This is a genomic window from Streptomyces sp. NPDC005648 (assembly GCF_040605395.1).
Taxonomy (GTDB): domain Bacteria; phylum Actinomycetota; class Actinomycetes; order Streptomycetales; family Streptomycetaceae; genus Streptomyces.
Genome location: NZ_JBEXCS010000083.1, coordinates 1 through 17,476 on the forward strand (window position 1 = coordinate 1; position 17,476 = coordinate 17,476).

A 17,476-nucleotide genomic window follows, 5' to 3' on the forward strand; every position below is an offset into this window, starting at 1 on the left:
TCTGGGGGAGTTTGAGGACGAGGCCGTTCAGGCCGAAGCGGGGGTCTGGGGGCGGCAGCCCCCAGGCGGTGGAGTCAGGCGGTGGAGTCAGGCCGACGCCGGCATGGACCGAGGCACCCCGGAGGACCCCCGCACCATCAGCTCCCCCCGAATCGCCGCGATCCCCCCCGGCGGCGGCTCCTCCCGCCCCATCGCGATCCGCCCCGCCCGGGCCCCCGCCTCCGCCAGCGGCAACCGCACCGTCGTCAGCGCGGGCACCGCGTCCACGCTGAACGGCAGATCGTCGAACCCGGCGACGGAGACGTCCTCCGGGATCCGCAGCCCCGACTCCCGCAGCGCCGCACACGCCCCCAGCGCGACGGAGTCGTTCGCCGCCACCACGGCCGTGAGCGACGCGTCCCGCCGCAGCAGCTCCAGCGTGGCCTCGTAGCCGGCCTGCCGGTCGTACCGCCCCCACACGGTCCACCGGGGGTCCTCCTCGATCCCCGCCGCCGCCAGCGCGGCCCGGTGCCCCTCCAGCCGGTGCCGCGTCGTCGTCCGCTCCTCCGGCCCCGCGATATAGCCGAGCCGCCGATGCCCCAGCCCGATCAGATGCTCGGTCAGCCGCTGCCCGCCCCCACGGTTGTCGAAGGTCAGCGCGATCGCCCCGGTGGCCTCCGCCGGCGGCCGCCCGCACAGCACCACCCGCGTCCCCGCGTCCGCCAGCTTCCGCAGCTTCGACGCCACCGCCGCCGCGTGCGGCTCGTTCTCCACCGCCCCACCGGTCAGCACCACGGCCGCCGCCCGCTGCCGCTGCAGCAGGGTCAGATAGGTCAGCTCACGCTCCGGCGAACCCCCCGTGTTGCAGACCACGGCGAGGCGCTCACCCCCCGCGCGGCCCCCCGGCCCCCCGATCTCCGACTGGATCGCACTCGCCATGATCCCGAAGAAGGGGTCCGCGATGTCGTTGACCAGGATGCCGACCAGGTCGGAAGTGGCGGCGGCCAGCGCACTCGCCGGCCCGTTCAGCACATAGTCCAGCTCGTCGACAGCCTTCAGCACCCGCTCACGGGTGGAGGCGGCCACGGGATAGTTCCCGTTCAGCACGCGCGACACCGTCGCGGGCGAGACCTGCGCGCGCGCTGCCACGTCCGCCAGGGTCACCGTCATCTCGTCGTCCTCCGGTCGCGCATCTCTTCGTACGTCGTCGTACGTGCTCGTAGACAGGGCCGCAGGCGGCCGCGGTTCCTGGGCCACCCCGGCCTCGGTCCCGAAATGTTTCGAGCCGACCTTACGGGTCAAGCTCCCTGTTGTTCGCCCCCTCGAACAACTCGACTCCGTCACGGTCTTGTCCAGACCGCTGCTCAGAGGCTAGCTTCTTATCGAATAGAAAGCGCTTGCTGTGACGCTCACCAGTAGGAGACAGGGCGTACGCGGCGCGGACCCCGCGTACGAAGGGAATGACGTGACACGCAAGACGGTGCGTATCGCCATGAATGGTGTGACCGGGCGCATGGGCTACCGCCAGCACCTGGTCCGGTCCATCCTGGCCATCCGGGAACAGGGCGGCCTCGACCTCGGCGACGGCACCGTGCTGTGGCCGGAACCGGTCCTGGTCGGCCGCCGCGAGCACGCCCTCACGGCGCTCGCCGAGCAGCACGGCCTGGACCAGCGGAACATCTCGACCGACGTCGACGCGGTCCTCGCGGACCCGACCGTCGAGATCTACTTCGACGCGCAGGTGACCTCGGCCCGCGAGGAGGCGATCAAGAAGGCGATCGCCGCGGGCAAGCACATCTACACCGAGAAGCCGACGGCCACCGGCCTGGAGGGAGCCCTGGAGCTGGCCCGGCTGGCCAAGGACGCCGGCATCAAGCACGGCGTCGTCCAGGACAAGCTCTTCCTCCCCGGCCTGCTCAAGCTGAAGCGCCTGATCGACGGCGGCTTCTTCGGCCGGATCCTGTCCATCCGCGGCGAGTTCGGCTACTGGGTCTTCGAGGGCGACTGGCAGACCGCCCAGCGCCCCTCCTGGAACTACCGCGCCGAGGACGGCGGCGGCATCGTCGTCGACATGTTCCCGCACTGGGAGTACGTCCTGCACGAGCTGTTCGGCCGGGTGAAGTCCGTCCAGGCCCTCACCGCCACCCACATCCCGCAGCGCTGGGACGAGGACGACAAGCCCTACGACGCCACCGCCGACGACGCCGCCTACGGCATCTTCGAGCTCGACGGCGGCGCGATCGCCCAGATCAACTCCTCCTGGGCCGTCCGCGTCAACCGCGACGAACTCGTCGAGTTCCAGGTCGACGGCACGGAGGGCTCGGCGGTCGCGGGCCTGCGCAACTGCCGCGTCCAGCACCGCTCCCTGACTCCCAAGCCGGTCTGGAACCCCGACATCCCGGCCACCTACTCCTTCCGCGACCAGTGGCAGGAGGTCCCGGACAACGAGGAGTTCGACAACGGCTTCAAGGCCCAGTGGGAGCTCTTCCTCAAGCACGTCTACGCCGCCGCCCCCTACCACTGGGACCTCCTCGCCGGCGCCCGCGGCGTCCAGCTCGCCGAGCTGGGCCTGAAGTCCTCGGCCGAGGGCCTGCGTCTCGACGTACCGGAGGTCTCGCTGTGACCATCCGACTCCCCGACTTCAAGGGCGGGTCGAGGGCCTACGAGCCCCGCCCCGAGCCCGTCGCCGTCACCCCGGGCGCGCCCTTCACCTCCCGTACGGTCTTCTCGGCGGCGCATGTCGTCGCCGACCCGTTCGCGGACACCACCCCCGACTCGCCCGCCGCCGTCGACTGGGACGCCACCCTCGCCTTCCGCCGCCACCTGTGGTCCCACGGCCTCGGGGTCGCGGAGGCGATGGACACCGCCCAGCGCGGAATGGGCCTGGACTGGGCGGGTGCCGCCGAGCTGATCCGCCGCAGCGCCGCCGAGGCCAAGGCGGTCGGCGGCCGTATCGCCTGCGGTGTGGGCACCGACCAGATCACCGCCGGGTCTCTCGTGGAGGTCCGGGCCGCCTACGAGGAGCAGCTCGCGCTCGTGGAGGCCTCCGGCGCGCAGGCGATCCTGATGGCGTCCCGCGCGCTGGCCGCCGCCGCGTCCGGCCCCGAGGACTATCTGGAGGTCTACGGCCATCTCCTGCGCCAGGCGTCCGAGCCGGTCGTCCTGCACTGGCTCGGCCCGATGTTCGACCCGGCGCTGGAGGGCTACTGGGGCTCGGCCGACCTCGACTCGGCCACCGACACCTTCCTGGAGGTCATCGCCGCCCACCCCGACAAGGTGGAGGGCATCAAGGTCTCGCTGCTCGACGCACAGCGCGAGATCGACATCCGGCGCCGGCTCCCGCAGGGCGTCCGCTGCTACACCGGCGACGACTTCAACTACCCCGAGCTGATCGCCGGCGACGAGAAGGGCTTCAGCCACGCCCTGCTCGGCATCTTCGACCCGCTGGGCCCGCTGGCGGCGGAGGCGGTACGGGTACTGGACACCGGCAACGTTGTCGGCTTCCGTGAACTCCTCGATCCCACCGTCGAGTTGTCCCGCCATCTCTTCCAGACACCGACCCGCTTCTACAAGACGGGTGTGGTCTTCCTCGCCTGGCTCGCGGGCCACCAGTCGCACTTCACCATGGTCGGCGGCCTCCAGTCGGCCCGCTCCCTCCCGCACTTCGCCCGCGCCTACGAACTCGCCGACGGCCTGGGCCTGTTCCCGGACCCCAAGCTGGCCGAGGAGCGGATGAAGAACCTTCTCTCCCTCTACGGGGTGGACCAGTGAGCGCGCTCGGGGACCTGGACCTGTCCCGCTTCTCCATCAACCAGATGACGGTGAAGCAGCTGTCGATGCCCGAACTGGTCGACGCCTGCCGGGAGTTCGGCATCGGTAACATCGGCCTGTGGCGCGAGCCCGTCCAGTCGTACGGCCTCGACGCGACCGCCAAGCTGATCCGCGACGCGGGCCTGACGGTCACCACCCTGTGCCGCGGCGGCTTCTTCACGGCGATCGACCCGGCCGAGCGCGCCGCCGCCCTCGACGACAACCGGCGGGCCATCGACGAGGCGGCCACCCTCGGCACCGACACGCTGGTGCTCGTCTCCGGCGGCCTGCCGGCCGGCTCCAAGGACCTGCACGGCGCCCGGGAGCGGATCGCGGACGCGCTGGGGGAGCTGGGCCCCTACGCCGAGGAGCACGGCGTCCGTCTGGCCATCGAGCCGCTGCACCCGATGTACGCCTCCGACCGCTGTGTGGTCTCGACGCTGGCCCAGGCCCTGGACCTCGCCGAGAGGTTCCCGGCCCACCAGGTCGGCGTCACCGTGGACACGTACCACATCTGGTGGGACGACCACGCGCCCGCGCAGATCGCCCGCGCGGGCGCCGGCGGCCGTATCCACACCTTCCAGCTCGCCGACTGGACCACGCCGTTGCCGGAGGGCGTGCTCAACGGGCGTGGGCAGATCGGTGACGGCGCGATCGACATGCGGGAGTGGAAGGGGTACGTCGAGGCCGCCGGCTACACCGGCCCGATCGAGGTCGAGCTGTTCAACGACGGTCTGTGGGCCCGGGACGGCCGGGAGGTGCTGGCCGAGACGGCCCGGCGCTTCGTCGAGCACGCGGGCTGAGACCGCCGTGGCCACCGCGCCCCGCACCGAGGGGACGACCGGTGCGGGAGCGGGGCCGTACCTTCACCACGTCCGGATCCGCGGGATGCCGGGCGGAGCCGTGCTGTGATTGTCACATGACAACTCAGTCCACCACCGGCACCGTGACCGCCCTGCGGCGCTACCCGGTCAAGTCCATGCTCGGCGAGCGGATCAAGGCCACGGAGGTGACGGACCGCGGCCTCGCGGGCGACCGGCGGCTCGCGCTGGTGGACCGGGAGACGGGCAAGGTGGCCAGTGCCAAGACCCCCCGGCTGTGGCGGGAGTTGCTGAACTGCGCCGCGACCCTCACGGAGACCGGCGCGGACATCACCACCCCGGACGGCCGGACCCTCCACGGCACCGGCCCCGGCACCGACGACGCGCTCTCGGACCTGCTCGGCCGCCCGGTCACCCTGACCGGCACACCACCGCCCGCCGCGACGCTCGACCGCTCCCGCCCGGAACAGGTCCTGGAATCCGGCCCGGACGCCCGGGTGGAGGCGGACATCGTCCAGTTCGGCTCGGCCTGTCCGCCCGGCACCTTCTTCGACTTCGCGCCGGTCCATCTGATCACCACCGCGACCCTGGCCCGTATCGCCGCCCTGAGCCCGCGCGGCACGGTCGAGGCCGAGCGCTACCGCCCCAACCTGGTGATCGGCCTCGACGAGGACGGCTTCCCCGAGAACGACTGGCTCGGCAAGGAGCTGACCGTGGGCGACGAGCTGATCATCCGGGTGATCGCCCTCACCCCCCGCTGCACGATCCCCACCCTCGCCCACGGCCCCTTCCCCCGCGACCCCGACGCCCTGCGCGTCCCGTCCCGCCACAACCGCGTCACCGCCTTCCCGGACCGGGCGCCGGAACCGTGCGCGGGGGCGTATGCCCAGGTGGTGCGGGGTGGGCGGGTGCGTGAGGGGGATGTCGTACGGGTCTGAGGACCGCCCGCGAAAAAAATCCCGGCAGCCGTACAACCCTTCCGGCACCCCGCGGGTCGTACTTGGCATCAGGACTCTTGGAGGGGGATCTGGGGGGATCGCGGGGGTTCTGATACCGGAGGGGAAAACCCGAGGGGGCTTGGTCGACGGACCGGGCCCCCTCGAATTTGTGCCGGCCCGATGGTGCCGGCCCGATGGTATGGGCCCGAGTGTGCGGGCCCGGCCGGGCGTCGGCCTCAGAAGAACACCCCGCACCGCAGCAGCACATTCGCGTACGGCCGTGCCTCGCCCGTGCGCACCACGAGCCGCGCCCCGGCCGACAGCTCCTTCAGCCGCTCGTGCGGGACCAGCTCCAGCTCGGGGAACTCGCCCTTGAGCAGGGCGGCGGCACCGGGATTGGCTCCCTGGACCTCCGCCGCCGCCGTGGCGCCCTCGACCACCAGCTCGGCCAGCAGCCCGTCCAGGACCGTCGCGAAGGACGGCACCCCGGCCCGGAAGGCGAGGTCGACGACCCGAGGCCCGTCCGGTATCGGCATCCCCGCGTCGCACACCAGCACCCGGTCACCGTGCCCCAGCTCGGCCAGCGCACCGGAGAGCCGGCGGTTCAGGATTCCCGCCTTCTTCACAGCGACTCCCCTCGCGGGGCGGTGCCGGGTCCGCCGTCCGGCTTTCCGCCGGGGGGCCGGGGGGCGTCCCCCGGGCCGCCACAGCCCAGGGCGTCGACCTCCTCGGCGGTCGGGAAGGACACCTGGGCGCCTTCCTTGGTGACCGCGGCCGCCCCGACCCGGGCCGCGTACGCCGCCGCCTCGGCCGGCGTGGAACCCGCCCCCAGCCGCCACGCCAGCGCGGCGGTGAACGCGTCGCCCGCGCCCGTGGTGTCGACCGCGTCGACCTTCACCGAGGGCACCCGGGTCACCCCCTCCCCGGAGGCCACCAGCGCACCCTCCGCGCCCAGGGTGATCACCACCGACCGCGGGCCCTTGGCCAGCAGCAGCCGCGCCCAGTCCTCGGGGCGGTCGCTGACACAGGCCTCGCCGAGGACCACCCTCGCCTCGTGCTCGTTGACGATCAGCGGGTCGCAGGCGGCCAGCACCTCGGTGGGGAGAGGCCGGGGCGGGGAGGGGTTCAGCACGAAACGGCTCTCCGGAGTCAGACTCCGTACGACCTCCACGACCGTCTCCAGCGGGATCTCCAGCTGTACGGAGACCACCCGCGAGGCCTGGAAGAGACATGCGGCGGCCTTCACGTCCGCCGCGGTCAGCCGGCCGTTCGCGCCCGGCGACACCACGATGCTGTTGTCCCCGGACGGGTCGACGGTGATCAGCGCGACACCGGTCGGCGCCCCGCCCACCAGCACCCCCACCGTGTCGACACCTGCCGCCCGCTGCGAGTCCAGCAGCAGCCGCCCGTACGCGTCGTCGCCGACCCGGGCCAGCAGGGCCGTACGGGCCCCGAGACGGGCGGCGGCCACCGCCTGGTTGGCGCCCTTGCCGCCGGGGTGCACGGCCAGGTCGGAACCGAGCACCGTCTCGCCGGCCCCGGGCCGCCGCTCTACGCCGATCACCAGGTCGGCGTTGGCCGACCCTACGACCAGTAGGTCGTAGTCGTACATGAAGTGACTCCCCTAGTCAGTGACTTCGGGCGGGCGGTCGCCGTACGACCGCCCGCCCGCTTCCCCGCCGTCAGCCCGTGAAGCCGGCCACGTTCTCCTTGGTGACCACCTTCACCGGCACCTTCACCGTCTCCTCGACCTTCTTGCCCTGAAGGGCCTTCAGCGCGTTGTCCACGGCGATTTTGCCCAGCATCGACGGCTGTTGTGCCACGGACGCGTAGAGCGTGCCGTTCTTCACGGCGGTCAGCCCGTCCGGGGTGCCGTCGAAGCCGACCACGGAGACCGACGTGCCGGCCTTGGAGCCCAGCGCCTTGACCGCGCCGAGTGCCATCTCGTCGTTGGCGGCGATCACGCCCCGGACGTCCGGGTGGGCCTGGAGCAGGTTCGACATGACGTCGAGGCCCTTGGTGCGGTCGAAGTCGGCGGGCTGCTGCGCGACGACCTGGATTCCCGGGTACGCCTTGAGGCCCGCCGCGAAACCGGCCGCGCGCTCACGGGCCGCCGAGGTGCCCGCCTGGCCCTGAAGGATGACGATCCTGCCCTTGCCCCCGAGCTTCTCGCCGATCGTCCGCGCGGCCAGCTCACCGCCCTTGACGTTGTCGGAGGCCACGAGGGCGTCCACGCTCACCCTGTTGACACCTCGGTCGACCGCGATGACCGGGATCCCCGCCTTGTCGGCGGCCTTCACGGAGTTGCTCGCCGCGTCGGAGTCCACCGGGTTGACGATGATCGCGCCCAGGTTCGAACTGGTGAAGTTCTGCAGCTGGTTGGCCTGCTGCGAGGCGTCGTTCTGCGCGTCGGTGACGGTCAGGTCCACACCCAGCCTCTTCGCCTCGGCCTGGGCGCCGGAGCGGATCTGCACGAAGAAGGGGTTGTTGAGCGTGGACAGGGACAGGCCCAGCTTCGGCGTGGTGGACGAGGAGCCGTTGTGCAGGAAGGAGGTCGCGCCCACGAGGGCGACGGTGACGACCGCCGCGAGGGCGTAGGTCCCCGCCTGCCTGGTCCTGTTGCCGCCGGAACCCGCGGTCACCGGGGTCGCCCCCGCCTTGCGCCGCAGCGTGTCGAGGAGCACCGCGAGCGCGATGACGACACCGATGACGACCTGCTGCCAGAAGGCGGACACGTTCAGCAGGTTGAGGCCGTTCCTGAGCACCGCCAGGATCAGCGCGCCGATCAGGGTGCCGGACGCCTTGCCCGTGCCACCGGCCAGCGAGGCTCCGCCGATGACGACCGCGGCGATGGCGTCCAGCTCATAGCCGTCGGCGGCCTGCGGCTGCGCGGAGGAGAGCCGGGAGGCGAGCACGATGCCCGCGACCGCGGCGAACAGCCCGGAGAAGGCGTAGATCGCGAGCTTCTGCTTCCTCACCCGCAGCCCGGACAGGCGCGCGGCCTCCTCGTTGCCGCCGATCGCGTACATGGAGCGGCCGATGTACGTCCGCCCCAGCACGAAGGCCGCGACCAGACCCGTCACGATCATGACGAGCACCGGCACGGGCAGCCAGCCGCCGAGGGTGTCGCCGAGGTGCGAGACCGAGTCCGGGAAGGGGATCGGGGAGCCCTCGGAGATCACCAGCGACAGACCGCGCGCCACCGACAGCATGGCGAGCGTCGCGATGAACGGCGGCAGCTTCCCGTACGCGATCAGGAAGCCGTTGACCAGCCCCGCCACGATGCCGGTCGCGACGGAGAGGAGCACCGCCAGGAAGACCGGCACACCGTGCGACGTCGCGCTCCAGGCGAGGACGGTGGCCGAGAGCGCGGCCACCGAGCCGACCGACAGGTCGATGCCCGCCGAGACGATCACGAAGGTGACGCCGAAGGCCAGGATCGCGGTCACGGCCGCCTGGACGCCGACGTTGAGCAGGTTGTCCGTCGTCAGGAAGTCACCGGACAGCGCCGACAGGGCGATGACCAGGACGATCAGCGCGGTGAGCGCGCCGTTGTCGAGCAGGAGGCGGCGCAGCCCGCTGGTGGCGCCGCCCGCGCCCGCCCGGCTCTTGAGCGTGTCAGTGGCCACGGCTGGCCTCCGTTTCGGTCTTCTCATTCATGGGGTTGCTGACGGCGAGCGCCATCACGGAGTCCTGGGTGGCCTCACCGGCCGCGAGTTCGCCCGCGATCCGGCCCTGGGCCATCACCAGCACCCGGTCGCTCATACCGAGCACCTCGGGCAGGTCGCTGGAGATCATGAGTACGGCCGCGCCCTGGGCGGTGAGTTCATTGATCAGCTGGTAGATCTCGACCTTGGCGCCGACGTCGATCCCGCGCGTCGGCTCGTCGAGGATCAGCACCTTGGTGTCGGCGAGCAGCCACTTGCCGATGACGACCTTCTGCTGGTTGCCGCCGGACAACGTCCGTACGTGCTGCTGGAGTCCGGCCATCCGCACGCCGAGCTGCTCGGCGATCCGCGCCGCGGCCTCGCGCTGCCCCTTGAGGTCGACGAGCCCCGCGCGCGTGGCCGCGCGCATGGTCACCAGGCCGAGGTTCTCCTCGACGGTCTGGTCGAGCACCAGCCCCTGACCCTTGCGGTCCTCGGGGACGAGCCCGATGCCGGCCCTCATGGCCGCGCCCACGTCATGGCGCTTCAGAGGCGTCCCGGAGACCTTGACGGCCCCCTTGTCGTACGGGTCCGCGCCGAACACCGCCCGTACGACCTCGGTGCGGCCGGCCCCGACGAGCCCCGCGACCCCCACGACCTCACCGGCGTGCACCTCGAAGCCGACGTCGTGGAAGACGCCGTCCCGGGTGAGCCCCTCGACGGTGAGCAGGGCGGTGCCCGTCTCGGCCCGCTCCCTCGGATACTGCTGCTCGATGGAACGGCCCACCATCAGCCGTACCAGCTCCTCCTCGGGGGTGGAGGCGGGCACCTGGCCGACGCTCCTGCCGTCCCGGATCACGGTCACCCGGTCGCCCAGGGCGGCGATCTCCTCCAGATGGTGCGTGATGAAGACGATGCCCACGCCCTCCTCGCGCAGCTTCCGCACGATCGCGAAGAGCTTCTCGACCTCCTCGGAGGTGAGCACGGCGGTCGGCTCGTCCATGATCAGCACCCGCGCGTCCAGGCTCAGCGCCTTGGCGATCTCGACCATCTGAAGGCGGGCGATACCGAGTTCACGCACGCGCGCGCGTGGCGACACCTTGACGCCCACGCGCGCGAGCAGCACCTCGGCGTCGGCCTCCATCCGCTTCCGGTCGATCATCCCGAGCCGGCGCGGCTGCCGCCCCAGGAAGATGTTCTCGGCGACGGTGAGGTCGGGTACGAGATTGAACTCCTGGTAGATGGTGGCGATACCCAGCCGCTCGGCGTCCTGGGTGTCACGGATGTGCGCCTCCTCGCCGTCCACCAGCACCCGGCCCTCGTCGGGGTGGTAGGCACCGGACAGCATCTTGATCAGCGTGCTCTTGCCGGCGCCGTTCTCGCCGAGGAGCACGTGGACCTCGCCCCGGCGCAGGTCGAAGTCGACGCCGTCGAGCGCGACCACGCCGGGGAAGGTCTTGCGGATGCCCTCGATGCGCAGCAACTCGTCCCGGTCGCTCACGACGTGCTCCTTCGTACGGGGGTGGGGTCCTCACCGCACGAGCGGCGTACGACGAGACGGGCGGGGAGGGTGACGGACTCGGGGGGCCGTCCCTCGATGCGGTCGACGAGCGCGCGCACGGCGGCACGCCCCAGCTCGCCCGTGGGCTGGGCGATCGCGGTGATCGGCGGATCGGTGTGCACGAACCACGGGATGTCGTCGAAGGCGGCGAGCGCGAGGTCCTCGGGAACACGCAGCCCACGCGCGCGTACGGCGTCCAGCGCGCCCAGCGCCATCAGGTTGTCGGCCGCGAAGACGACCTCGGGCGGTTCGGGCAGGTCGAGGAAGCCCTCGGTGACCCGGCGGCCGCTCTCGGCCTGGAAGTCGCCCTGTCCGATGTACGCGTCGGGGAGGTCCAGGCCGTATGCCTGGAGGGCCTCCCGGAAGACCTCGACACGCTCCCGCCCGGTCGTGGTGGCCGCGGGTCCCGCGATGATCGCGAGCCTGCGATGCCCCAGCCCGTACAGATGCGCGACGAGATCCCGTACGGCGTCCCGTCCGTCGGCCCTGACGACCGGCACATCTACACCCGGGATCCAGCGGTCCACGAACACCATGGGCGTCCCGGCGCCCGCCGCCTCCAGCATGAGCGGCGAACCGCCGTCGGTGGGGGAGACGAGCAGCCCGTCGATCCGCCGGTCGAGCAGCGTCCGCACATGATGGTCCTGAAGCTCGGGCCGTTCGTCGGCGTTCCCGATGATCACGCTGTACCCGAGCGCGCGGGCCTCCTCCTCGACGGAGCGGGCCAACTCGGTGAAGTAGGGGTTCATCACGTCGCTGATGACCAGGCCGAGGGTATGGGTCTGGTCGGTGCGCAGCGAGCGGGCGACGGCGTTCGGGCGGTAGCCCAGCGCCTCGACGGCGGCCAGCACGCGCGTGCGTGCGTCGTCGCTGACCGACGGATGGTCGTTCAGCACACGCGACACCGTGGCGACGGAGACCCCCGCCTCGGCGGCGACGTCCTTGATACTCGCCATCGCCGGATCCACCTCCTCGTGGAATCGATTACACAGCTCTGTGCAGTGAGGATTGGAATCGATTACACGCCCGCGGTGCAAGTGCCTGGCGCGGCTGAAACCGGATCGTGATGAAGGTGGGGTGGTGAGTACGCTCGGGGCGCCGGATGTTCGTTCGTGTGGAGGGGGTCGGAGATGGACGACGCCGAAAGAGCTGTATCGCCCGCATCGCCCGCATCGCCCGCATCGCCCGGACACGGAACCGTCCTGCTGTCACGGGTGCGCGGAGGCGGTCGCGACGCGCTCCGCGGCTATGCCGTGCTCATCGACGGCGCTCAGGCGGGCAGCATCCGTCGGGGCCAGACGCTCCGCTTCGACGTGCCGGCGGGAACCCACCAACTCCAGCTGAAGATCGACTGGTGCACCAGCCGAGCGCTCTCGACCCTGGTCGAAGAGGGCGGGACGGTCCGCTTCATCTGTGCTCCGGGAGGCGACGCGTCCGAGGGACTCGCCGCGGTCGGCGACGGCGGCGGCAGCTACATCACCCTGCGACAGGCGCGGACCTCGGAATCGACCGTCATGGCCAGGACCCCGATGGGCCGGCGCGCGCGTCTGCTCGTGGGCGCGGCCATCGGGTTCCTCGCGGGGGGCGTCACTCTCTTCGGGGCCCTGATCTGGCACTGGACGGGCCTGGCGCCGAAGGCGGACACCGCGGTCGCCGGCGTGGGGCTGGCCCTCACTCTCGTGTCCATGATCGTCTTCAGGCTCGGGCGTCGGACGCTCAAGTGACCACCGAAGGCTGGAGCTAGGCTGCCCCTGTCCGGCACGGGTGGCATGCCCGTGCCAACCACACAACGGGGAGAAGCAGTTATGCGTATGGGTCTGCGTACGGGTGCGCGCACGGGCCGGATTCTCGGGGCGTCCGCGGCGGCGGCCGTCGCCCTGGTCGGCACCTCCGTGGTGGCCGCCACCCCGGCGGCGGCGGCGAGTTGCACGGCCAAGGCCCTGGAGACCGTGATCATCCGCTCCACCACGAGTACGGGCGGCACGGCTCTGGCCCAGCTCAACAAGGGGGAGAGCGCGTCGGCGTCCTGCACGATGTACTACGGGACGACGTCGTACGAGAAGTGCGGGATCGTCAGCAAGCGCTGGGTGAAGGTGACGCGGAGCGGGGTGACCGGCTATGTGGTCGGCACGTGCGTGACGATCACGGAGAACTGACCCGGGCGCTCCCACCCTTGCCGCACCTATCGAGATTCGATAGTTTTCCATCGGGAATCGATGGAAGGACAGGGCATGGGAAAGCTGGCGGTGGCCGCGCTGCGCGCCGTGCTCGTGGTGGTGTTCACCGGCACCGTGTTCGTACAGGCGGGGATGGTGTGGGCGCTGGTCAGCGGGAAGGACCCGGAGGACGGGTCGCTCCCGCTGACCCCCCTGCGCGTGGTCACCATCCTGGGCATGGTGTCGGTCCAGGTCGCCGTGGTCTGCGTAGGCCGGCTGGTGACGATGGTGCGCAGCGGAACCGTGTTCTCCCACGCCGCCTTCCGCTACGTGGACATGGTGATCGGCGCGATCGTGGCGGCCTCCCTGGTGTGGTTCACGGTCACGGCGATCAACGCGCCCGGCCAGCGGGACGACCCGGGTGTCACCGTCATCATGGCCGGGGTCGGCGTGGCGATCCTGGGGGTCGCGCTGATCGTGCTCGTCCTGCGGATGCTGCTCGCCCAGGCCGTCGCGCGTGACGTCGAGGCGACGCGGATGCGGGCCGAGCTGGACGAGGTGATCTGATGCCGATCACCGTCGACATCGACGTGATGCTGGCCAAACGGAAGATGTCCGTGGGCGAACTCGCGGACCGCGTCGGGATCACCCCCGCCAACCTGGCGGTCCTCAAGAACGGCCGAGCCAAGGCGGTGCGCTTCACGACACTCGCCGCGCTGTGCGAGGTCCTCGAGTGCCAGCCGGGTGACCTGCTGCGGTGGGAGGCGACGGACGCGGCGGAGGGGTGAGTCGGTCCAGGGAGGGGGCGGAGTCGGGGAAACGGTCGGTTTCCCACGACTCAACGACCGGACCTTCGGATCTCCTCACCAGCGCACCGCAGTGAAGTCCACCGGCCGGGGCGGGAGTTGACGGACCCGTGAGGCGAGCGCCCGCAGGCGGCGGGACATCTCGTCGTGGGGGAGACGCCGGCGGCCGCCGTGCCCGGGGAGCAGCCACTCGAACCGAAGACGGTCGACGGTCCGGGCCAGGGAGTCGGCCAGCTCCCGGATCGAGTACCAGGTGACGCTGTCGACCACCTCGATGTCGTCGGTCGTACGGGACCAGTAGAAGCTGTCGCCGGTGAAGCAGTACCGCTCGTCGGCGAGGTAGAGGACGCTGCCCCTGGTGTGCCCGGGGAAGGGGATGGCGAGCACCCCTTCCCCGACCTCGGCCGGCTCCTCGCCGCGCAGCACACGATCCGCGTCCGGGGCGGCGTCGAGATCGCCCTCGTGGATCCAGAGCCGGGCGCCGAAGCGGTCGGCGTAGCGGCGGCCGTGAGCGGCGTGGTCGCGGTGGGTGAGCAGTACGTCGGTGACGGGGCCGAGTGCTTCGTGGCGCGCGGCGAGGGCCGGACTCCATCGCGGGGTGTCCACCATCATGGTGGTTCCGTCGGGGCGGCGCAGGAGGTACGAGTTGGCGCCGGCGGTGTGCCGGGAGTTGTGCCCACACAGCCGCACGGCGCCGGTGTCGTCCAACGGCATCGGGAAGGGGTCCCGGCCCTCGTCCAGCAGCCCGCCGGGCGGACGGATGGACCGGGTGGGGCAGGCGTGCGCGGCGGCGTACAACTGCCCCGTCTCGTACGGCCCCTGCGGCTGGCGCCGAACGACGGACCGACCGCCGACCTCGCTGATCAGACCGGGGGCGAGCTGCCGGGCGGCATCGCAGTTCGTGCACCGCTCATCGACGGCCCAGCGGTGCGCGGGCGATCCGGCTTCCATGGACGCACTCATGTTCCAGAGGTATGCCCCTCCGCACGGAAAGCGGAAGGGGCGCCGGATCTGGCACTTACGACGCGGGGCTGCTCTCCTGCGGTTTCGTCCTCGCGGTCGCGTGGACTCATGGGCGATTGCTTCGGCTTGCCGGCAGGCGGTGTCCGCACGGCCCCGGTTGCGTGCGGCGGACAAGATGCCGCGAGGCCGCCAACCCCTCGCTCGCAGTCCGGGAGTGAGCGAGGCGGCCATCGATTCCCAGGCGCTGCGCCGTCCTGTCAGCCGGAGTGCTGCCAGCACGAGGTGATCCCGGCCGAGGTAGGGGCCGCGACCGACCTTTGCCCGCCGCCGCTCGAACCTCTCACTCCGCCCGGCACCCTTCAGATTTGGCAAACCATACGAGGAATCACCGGCTGTCAGTCCCCACCGGTACCGTCGGATCATGGCTCAGCAGGCGGGGAACCCGACGGACGAGCGACGACTCGCCGTCCTCGAAGGCGTGCTCGAACGCATCACGTACGCCAACGAGGAGAACGGCTATACCGTCGCCCGCGTCGACACCGGCCGAGGCGGCGGAGACCTCCTCACGGTCGTCGGTGCGCTGCTCGGTGCCCAGGTGGGGGAGTCCCTGCGGATGGAGGGGCGTTGGGGGTCCCACCCCCAGTACGGCAAGCAGTTCACCGTCGAGAACTACACGACCGTCCTCCCCGCCACCGTCCAGGGCATCCGGCGCTACCTCGGCTCGGGCCTGGTCAAGGGCATCGGACCCGTCTTCGCCGACCGCATCACCCAGCACTTCGGGCTGGACACCCTCCAGATCATCGAGGAGGAGCCGAAGCGGCTGATCGAGGTCCCCGGTCTCGGGCCCAAGCGGACCAAGAAGATCGCCGACGCCTGGGAGGAGCAGAAGGCGATCAAGGAGGTCATGCTCTTCCTCCAGACCGTCGAGGTGTCGACGTCCATCGCGGTCCGTATTTACAAGAAGTACGGCGACGCGTCGATCTCGGTCGTCAAGAACCAGCCCTACCGCCTCGCCGCCGACGTCTGGGGCATCGGCTTCCTCACCGCGGACAAGATCGCCCAGAGCGTGGGCATCCCGCACGACAGCCCCGAGCGAGTGAAGGCGGGCCTGCAGTACGCGCTGTCCCAGGCCACCGACCAGGGCAACTGCTATCTCCCCGAGGAGCGGCTGATCGCGGACGCGGTGAAGCTGCTGCAGGTCGACACCGGGCTCGTCATCGAGTGCCTCGCCGAACTGGCCGAGCCGGCGGAGGAGGGCGAGGACCCCGGTGTCGTACGGGAGAAGGTCCCCGGACCCGATCCGGGCGCCGAACCCGTCACCGCCGTCTATCTCGTCCCCTTCCACCGCGCCGAAGCGGCCCTCGCCTCCCAGCTGTTGCGCCTTCTGCGCACCGGGGAGGACCGGATGCCGGGGTTCCACGACGTGGCCTGGGACAAGGCGCTGACCTGGCTCAAGGGCCGTACAGGCGCGGACCTCGCCCCCGAGCAGGAGGCCGCCGTCAAGCTGGCGCTGACGAAGAAGGTCGCCGTGCTCACCGGCGGCCCCGGCTGCGGCAAGTCCTTCACCGTGCGGTCGATCGTCGAGCTGGCCCGCGCCAAGAAGGCCAGGGTCGTCCTCGCCGCCCCCACCGGCCGCGCGGCGAAACGGCTCGCCGAACTCACCGGAGCCGAGGCCTCCACCGTCCACCGGCTGCTGGAGCTGAAGCCGGGCGGTGACGCGGCCTATGACAGGGACCGCCCGCTGGAGGCCGACCTGGTGGTCGTCGACGAGGCGTCCATGCTGGACCTGCTGCTCGCCAACAAGCTGGTCAAGGCGGTCCCTCCCGGCGCCCACCTGCTCTTCGTCGGCGACGTCGACCAACTGCCCAGCGTCGGTGCGGGGGAGGTGCTGCGCGACCTCCTCGCCGACGGCGGCCCCATCCCCGCCGTGCGCCTCACCCGGGTCTTCCGGCAGGCCCAGCAGTCCGGCGTCGTGACGAACGCGCACCGGATCAACGCCGGGCAACACCCCGTCACCGACGGCATGAAGGACTTCTTCCTCTTCGTCGAGGACGACACGGAGGAGGCCGGGCGGCTCACCGTGGATGTGGCCGCCCGTCGAATTCCGGCCAAGTTCGGACTCGACCCGCGCCGGGACGTGCAGGTGCTCGCGCCGATGCACCGGGGGCCCGCGGGCGCCGGCAACCTCAACGGTCTGCTCCAGCAGGCGATCACCCCAGGCCGCCCCGACCTGGCGGAGAAGCGGTTCGGCGGCCGGGTCTTCCGGGTCGGCGACAAGGTCACCCAGATTCGCAACAATTACGAGAAGGGCAAGAACGGCGTCTTCAACGGCACCGTGGGCGTGGTCACCTCGCTCGACCCGGTCGACCAGCGCCTGACGGTGCTGACCGACGAGGACGAGGAGGTGCCGTACGAATTCGACGAACTGGACGAGCTGGCGCACGCGTACGCGGTGACCATTCACCGCTCGCAGGGCAGTGAATATCCCGCGGTGGTGATCCCGGTCACCACGGGAGCGTGGATGATGCTCCAGCGGAACCTGCTGTACACGGCGGTCACCCGGGCCAAGCAGCTGGTCGTCCTCGTCGGCTCGCGCAAGGCGATCGGCCAGGCGGTCCGCACGGTGTCCGCGGGAAGACGCTGCACCGCCCTCGACTTCCGGCTCATCTCAAAAAATGATCGATCAAATGAGTCATGAAGGTCACAGAGCCCTTCCGGATGGGAAGGACAGGGGGCAGGATGAGCAAGTTGGCGGCACTCAGTGCCGCCGATAGGCCCGATGGTCGACCCCGAGT

General features: G+C 71.1%; 16 protein-coding genes. 9 read left to right on the plus strand and 7 right to left on the minus strand.

Going from position 1 to position 17,476, the window contains the following annotated elements:
* Nucleotides 1-87 precede the first annotated feature (87 nt).
* Nucleotides 88-1,149, minus strand: a complete 1,062-nt coding sequence (locus ABZT17_RS34620) for a LacI family DNA-binding transcriptional regulator (protein WP_356354926.1) — start codon at nucleotides 1,147-1,149, stop codon at nucleotides 88-90.
* A gap of 295 nt (nucleotides 1,150-1,444) precedes the next feature.
* Between ABZT17_RS34620 and ABZT17_RS34625 the strand changes: the two genes are divergently transcribed.
* The 4 genes from ABZT17_RS34625 (at nucleotide 1,445) to ABZT17_RS34640 (ending at nucleotide 5,548) form a co-directional block, all read left to right on the plus strand.
* Entirely contained in the window at nucleotides 1,445-2,602 is a 1,158-nt protein-coding gene (locus ABZT17_RS34625) for a Gfo/Idh/MocA family oxidoreductase (protein WP_356354927.1), read from the plus strand.
* Nucleotides 2,599-3,750, plus strand: coding sequence for a dihydrodipicolinate synthase family protein (locus ABZT17_RS34630; RefSeq protein WP_356354929.1), 1,152 nt, complete (start codon nucleotides 2,599-2,601; stop codon nucleotides 3,748-3,750). The genes ABZT17_RS34625 and ABZT17_RS34630 overlap by 4 nt, the downstream gene beginning before the upstream one ends.
* 44 nt (nucleotides 3,751-3,794) lie before the next feature.
* Nucleotides 3,795-4,592 carry a sugar phosphate isomerase/epimerase family protein gene (locus ABZT17_RS34635; RefSeq protein WP_356354988.1) on the plus strand — a complete coding sequence of 266 codons (798 nt, stop codon included), beginning with the start codon at nucleotides 3,795-3,797 and terminating at the stop codon, nucleotides 4,590-4,592.
* A 116-nt stretch (nucleotides 4,593-4,708) separates the two neighbouring features.
* Complete coding sequence (locus tag ABZT17_RS34640; protein ID WP_356354931.1) at nucleotides 4,709-5,548, plus strand: MOSC N-terminal beta barrel domain-containing protein; 840 nt, start codon at nucleotides 4,709-4,711, stop codon at nucleotides 5,546-5,548.
* 236 nt (nucleotides 5,549-5,784) lie between these two features.
* Here ABZT17_RS34640 and rbsD read toward each other — a convergent pair whose 3' ends face one another.
* From rbsD to ABZT17_RS34665, 5 genes are all read right to left on the minus strand, one after another.
* Nucleotides 5,785-6,174, minus strand: a complete 390-nt coding sequence (rbsD, locus tag ABZT17_RS34645) for a D-ribose pyranase (protein ID WP_356354933.1) — start codon at nucleotides 6,172-6,174, stop codon at nucleotides 5,785-5,787.
* On the minus strand, nucleotides 6,171-7,160 hold the full coding sequence (locus tag ABZT17_RS34650; protein WP_356354935.1) for a ribokinase: 990 nt from the start codon (nucleotides 7,158-7,160) through the stop codon (nucleotides 6,171-6,173). Before ABZT17_RS34650 ends, rbsD begins: the two co-directional genes overlap by 4 nt.
* 70 nt (nucleotides 7,161-7,230) lie before the next feature.
* The gene (locus tag ABZT17_RS34655; RefSeq protein WP_356354937.1) at nucleotides 7,231-9,177 is read right to left on the minus strand and encodes a substrate-binding domain-containing protein; all 1,947 of its coding nucleotides are present in this window, start codon (nucleotides 9,175-9,177) and stop codon (nucleotides 7,231-7,233) included.
* Nucleotides 9,167-10,696: a sugar ABC transporter ATP-binding protein gene (locus ABZT17_RS34660; protein WP_356354939.1), complete on the minus strand. Its 1,530-nt coding sequence runs from the start codon at nucleotides 10,694-10,696 to the stop codon at nucleotides 9,167-9,169. The genes ABZT17_RS34655 and ABZT17_RS34660 overlap by 11 nt, the downstream gene beginning before the upstream one ends.
* Nucleotides 10,693-11,712 (minus strand): LacI family DNA-binding transcriptional regulator, encoded by a 1,020-nt coding sequence (locus tag ABZT17_RS34665; RefSeq protein ID WP_356354941.1) that lies wholly within the window; start codon nucleotides 11,710-11,712, stop codon nucleotides 10,693-10,695. The genes ABZT17_RS34660 and ABZT17_RS34665 overlap by 4 nt, the downstream gene beginning before the upstream one ends.
* Before the next feature lie 258 nt (nucleotides 11,713-11,970).
* Here ABZT17_RS34665 and ABZT17_RS34670 point away from each other — a divergent pair, with 258 nt between their 5' ends.
* From ABZT17_RS34670 to ABZT17_RS34685, 4 genes are all read left to right on the plus strand, one after another.
* Complete coding sequence (locus ABZT17_RS34670; protein ID WP_356354943.1) at nucleotides 11,971-12,480, plus strand: hypothetical protein; 510 nt, start codon at nucleotides 11,971-11,973, stop codon at nucleotides 12,478-12,480.
* 87 nt (nucleotides 12,481-12,567) lie between these two features.
* Complete coding sequence (locus tag ABZT17_RS34675) at nucleotides 12,568-12,912, plus strand: hypothetical protein (RefSeq protein ID WP_356354945.1); 345 nt, start codon at nucleotides 12,568-12,570, stop codon at nucleotides 12,910-12,912.
* Nucleotides 12,913-12,987: 75 nt separating this feature from the next.
* On the plus strand, nucleotides 12,988-13,479 hold the full coding sequence (locus ABZT17_RS34680; RefSeq protein WP_356354947.1) for a DUF2975 domain-containing protein: 492 nt from the start codon (nucleotides 12,988-12,990) through the stop codon (nucleotides 13,477-13,479).
* Nucleotides 13,479-13,700: a helix-turn-helix transcriptional regulator gene (locus tag ABZT17_RS34685; RefSeq protein WP_356354949.1), complete on the plus strand. Its 222-nt coding sequence runs from the start codon at nucleotides 13,479-13,481 to the stop codon at nucleotides 13,698-13,700. The genes ABZT17_RS34680 and ABZT17_RS34685 overlap by 1 nt, the downstream gene beginning before the upstream one ends.
* Nucleotides 13,701-13,775: 75 nt before the next feature.
* On the opposite strand, the gene ABZT17_RS34690 is transcribed toward ABZT17_RS34685, so the two are convergent.
* Nucleotides 13,776-14,681: an MBL fold metallo-hydrolase gene (locus tag ABZT17_RS34690; RefSeq protein ID WP_356354951.1), complete on the minus strand. Its 906-nt coding sequence runs from the start codon at nucleotides 14,679-14,681 to the stop codon at nucleotides 13,776-13,778.
* 421 nt (nucleotides 14,682-15,102) lie between these two features.
* Between ABZT17_RS34690 and ABZT17_RS34695 the strand changes: the two genes are divergently transcribed.
* Nucleotides 15,103-17,379, plus strand: a complete 2,277-nt coding sequence (locus ABZT17_RS34695) for an ATP-dependent RecD-like DNA helicase (protein WP_356354953.1) — start codon at nucleotides 15,103-15,105, stop codon at nucleotides 17,377-17,379.
* The last annotated feature ends 97 nt before the right edge of the window (nucleotides 17,380-17,476 follow it).

Bases quoted from the DNA above. Each gene is read 5' to 3' on its own strand.
- ABZT17_RS34620 (WP_356354926.1), bottom strand. From the start codon at position 1,149: ATGACGGTGACCCTGGCGGACGTGGCAGCGCGCGCGCAGGTCTCGCCC.
- ABZT17_RS34635 (WP_356354988.1), top strand. From the start codon at position 3,795: ATGACGGTGAAGCAGCTGTCGATGCCCGAACTGGTCGACGCCTGCCGG.
- ABZT17_RS34640 (WP_356354931.1), top strand. From the start codon at position 4,709: ATGACAACTCAGTCCACCACCGGCACCGTGACCGCCCTGCGGCGCTAC.
- ABZT17_RS34650 (WP_356354935.1), bottom strand. From the start codon at position 7,160: ATGTACGACTACGACCTACTGGTCGTAGGGTCGGCCAACGCCGACCTG.
- ABZT17_RS34665 (WP_356354941.1), bottom strand. From the start codon at position 11,712: ATGGCGAGTATCAAGGACGTCGCCGCCGAGGCGGGGGTCTCCGTCGCC.
- ABZT17_RS34675 (WP_356354945.1), top strand. From the start codon at position 12,568: ATGGGTCTGCGTACGGGTGCGCGCACGGGCCGGATTCTCGGGGCGTCC.
- ABZT17_RS34680 (WP_356354947.1), top strand. From the start codon at position 12,988: ATGGGAAAGCTGGCGGTGGCCGCGCTGCGCGCCGTGCTCGTGGTGGTG.
- ABZT17_RS34685 (WP_356354949.1), top strand. From the start codon at position 13,479: ATGCCGATCACCGTCGACATCGACGTGATGCTGGCCAAACGGAAGATG.
- ABZT17_RS34690 (WP_356354951.1), bottom strand. From the start codon at position 14,681: ATGAGTGCGTCCATGGAAGCCGGATCGCCCGCGCACCGCTGGGCCGTC.
- ABZT17_RS34695 (WP_356354953.1), top strand. From the start codon at position 15,103: ATGGCTCAGCAGGCGGGGAACCCGACGGACGAGCGACGACTCGCCGTC.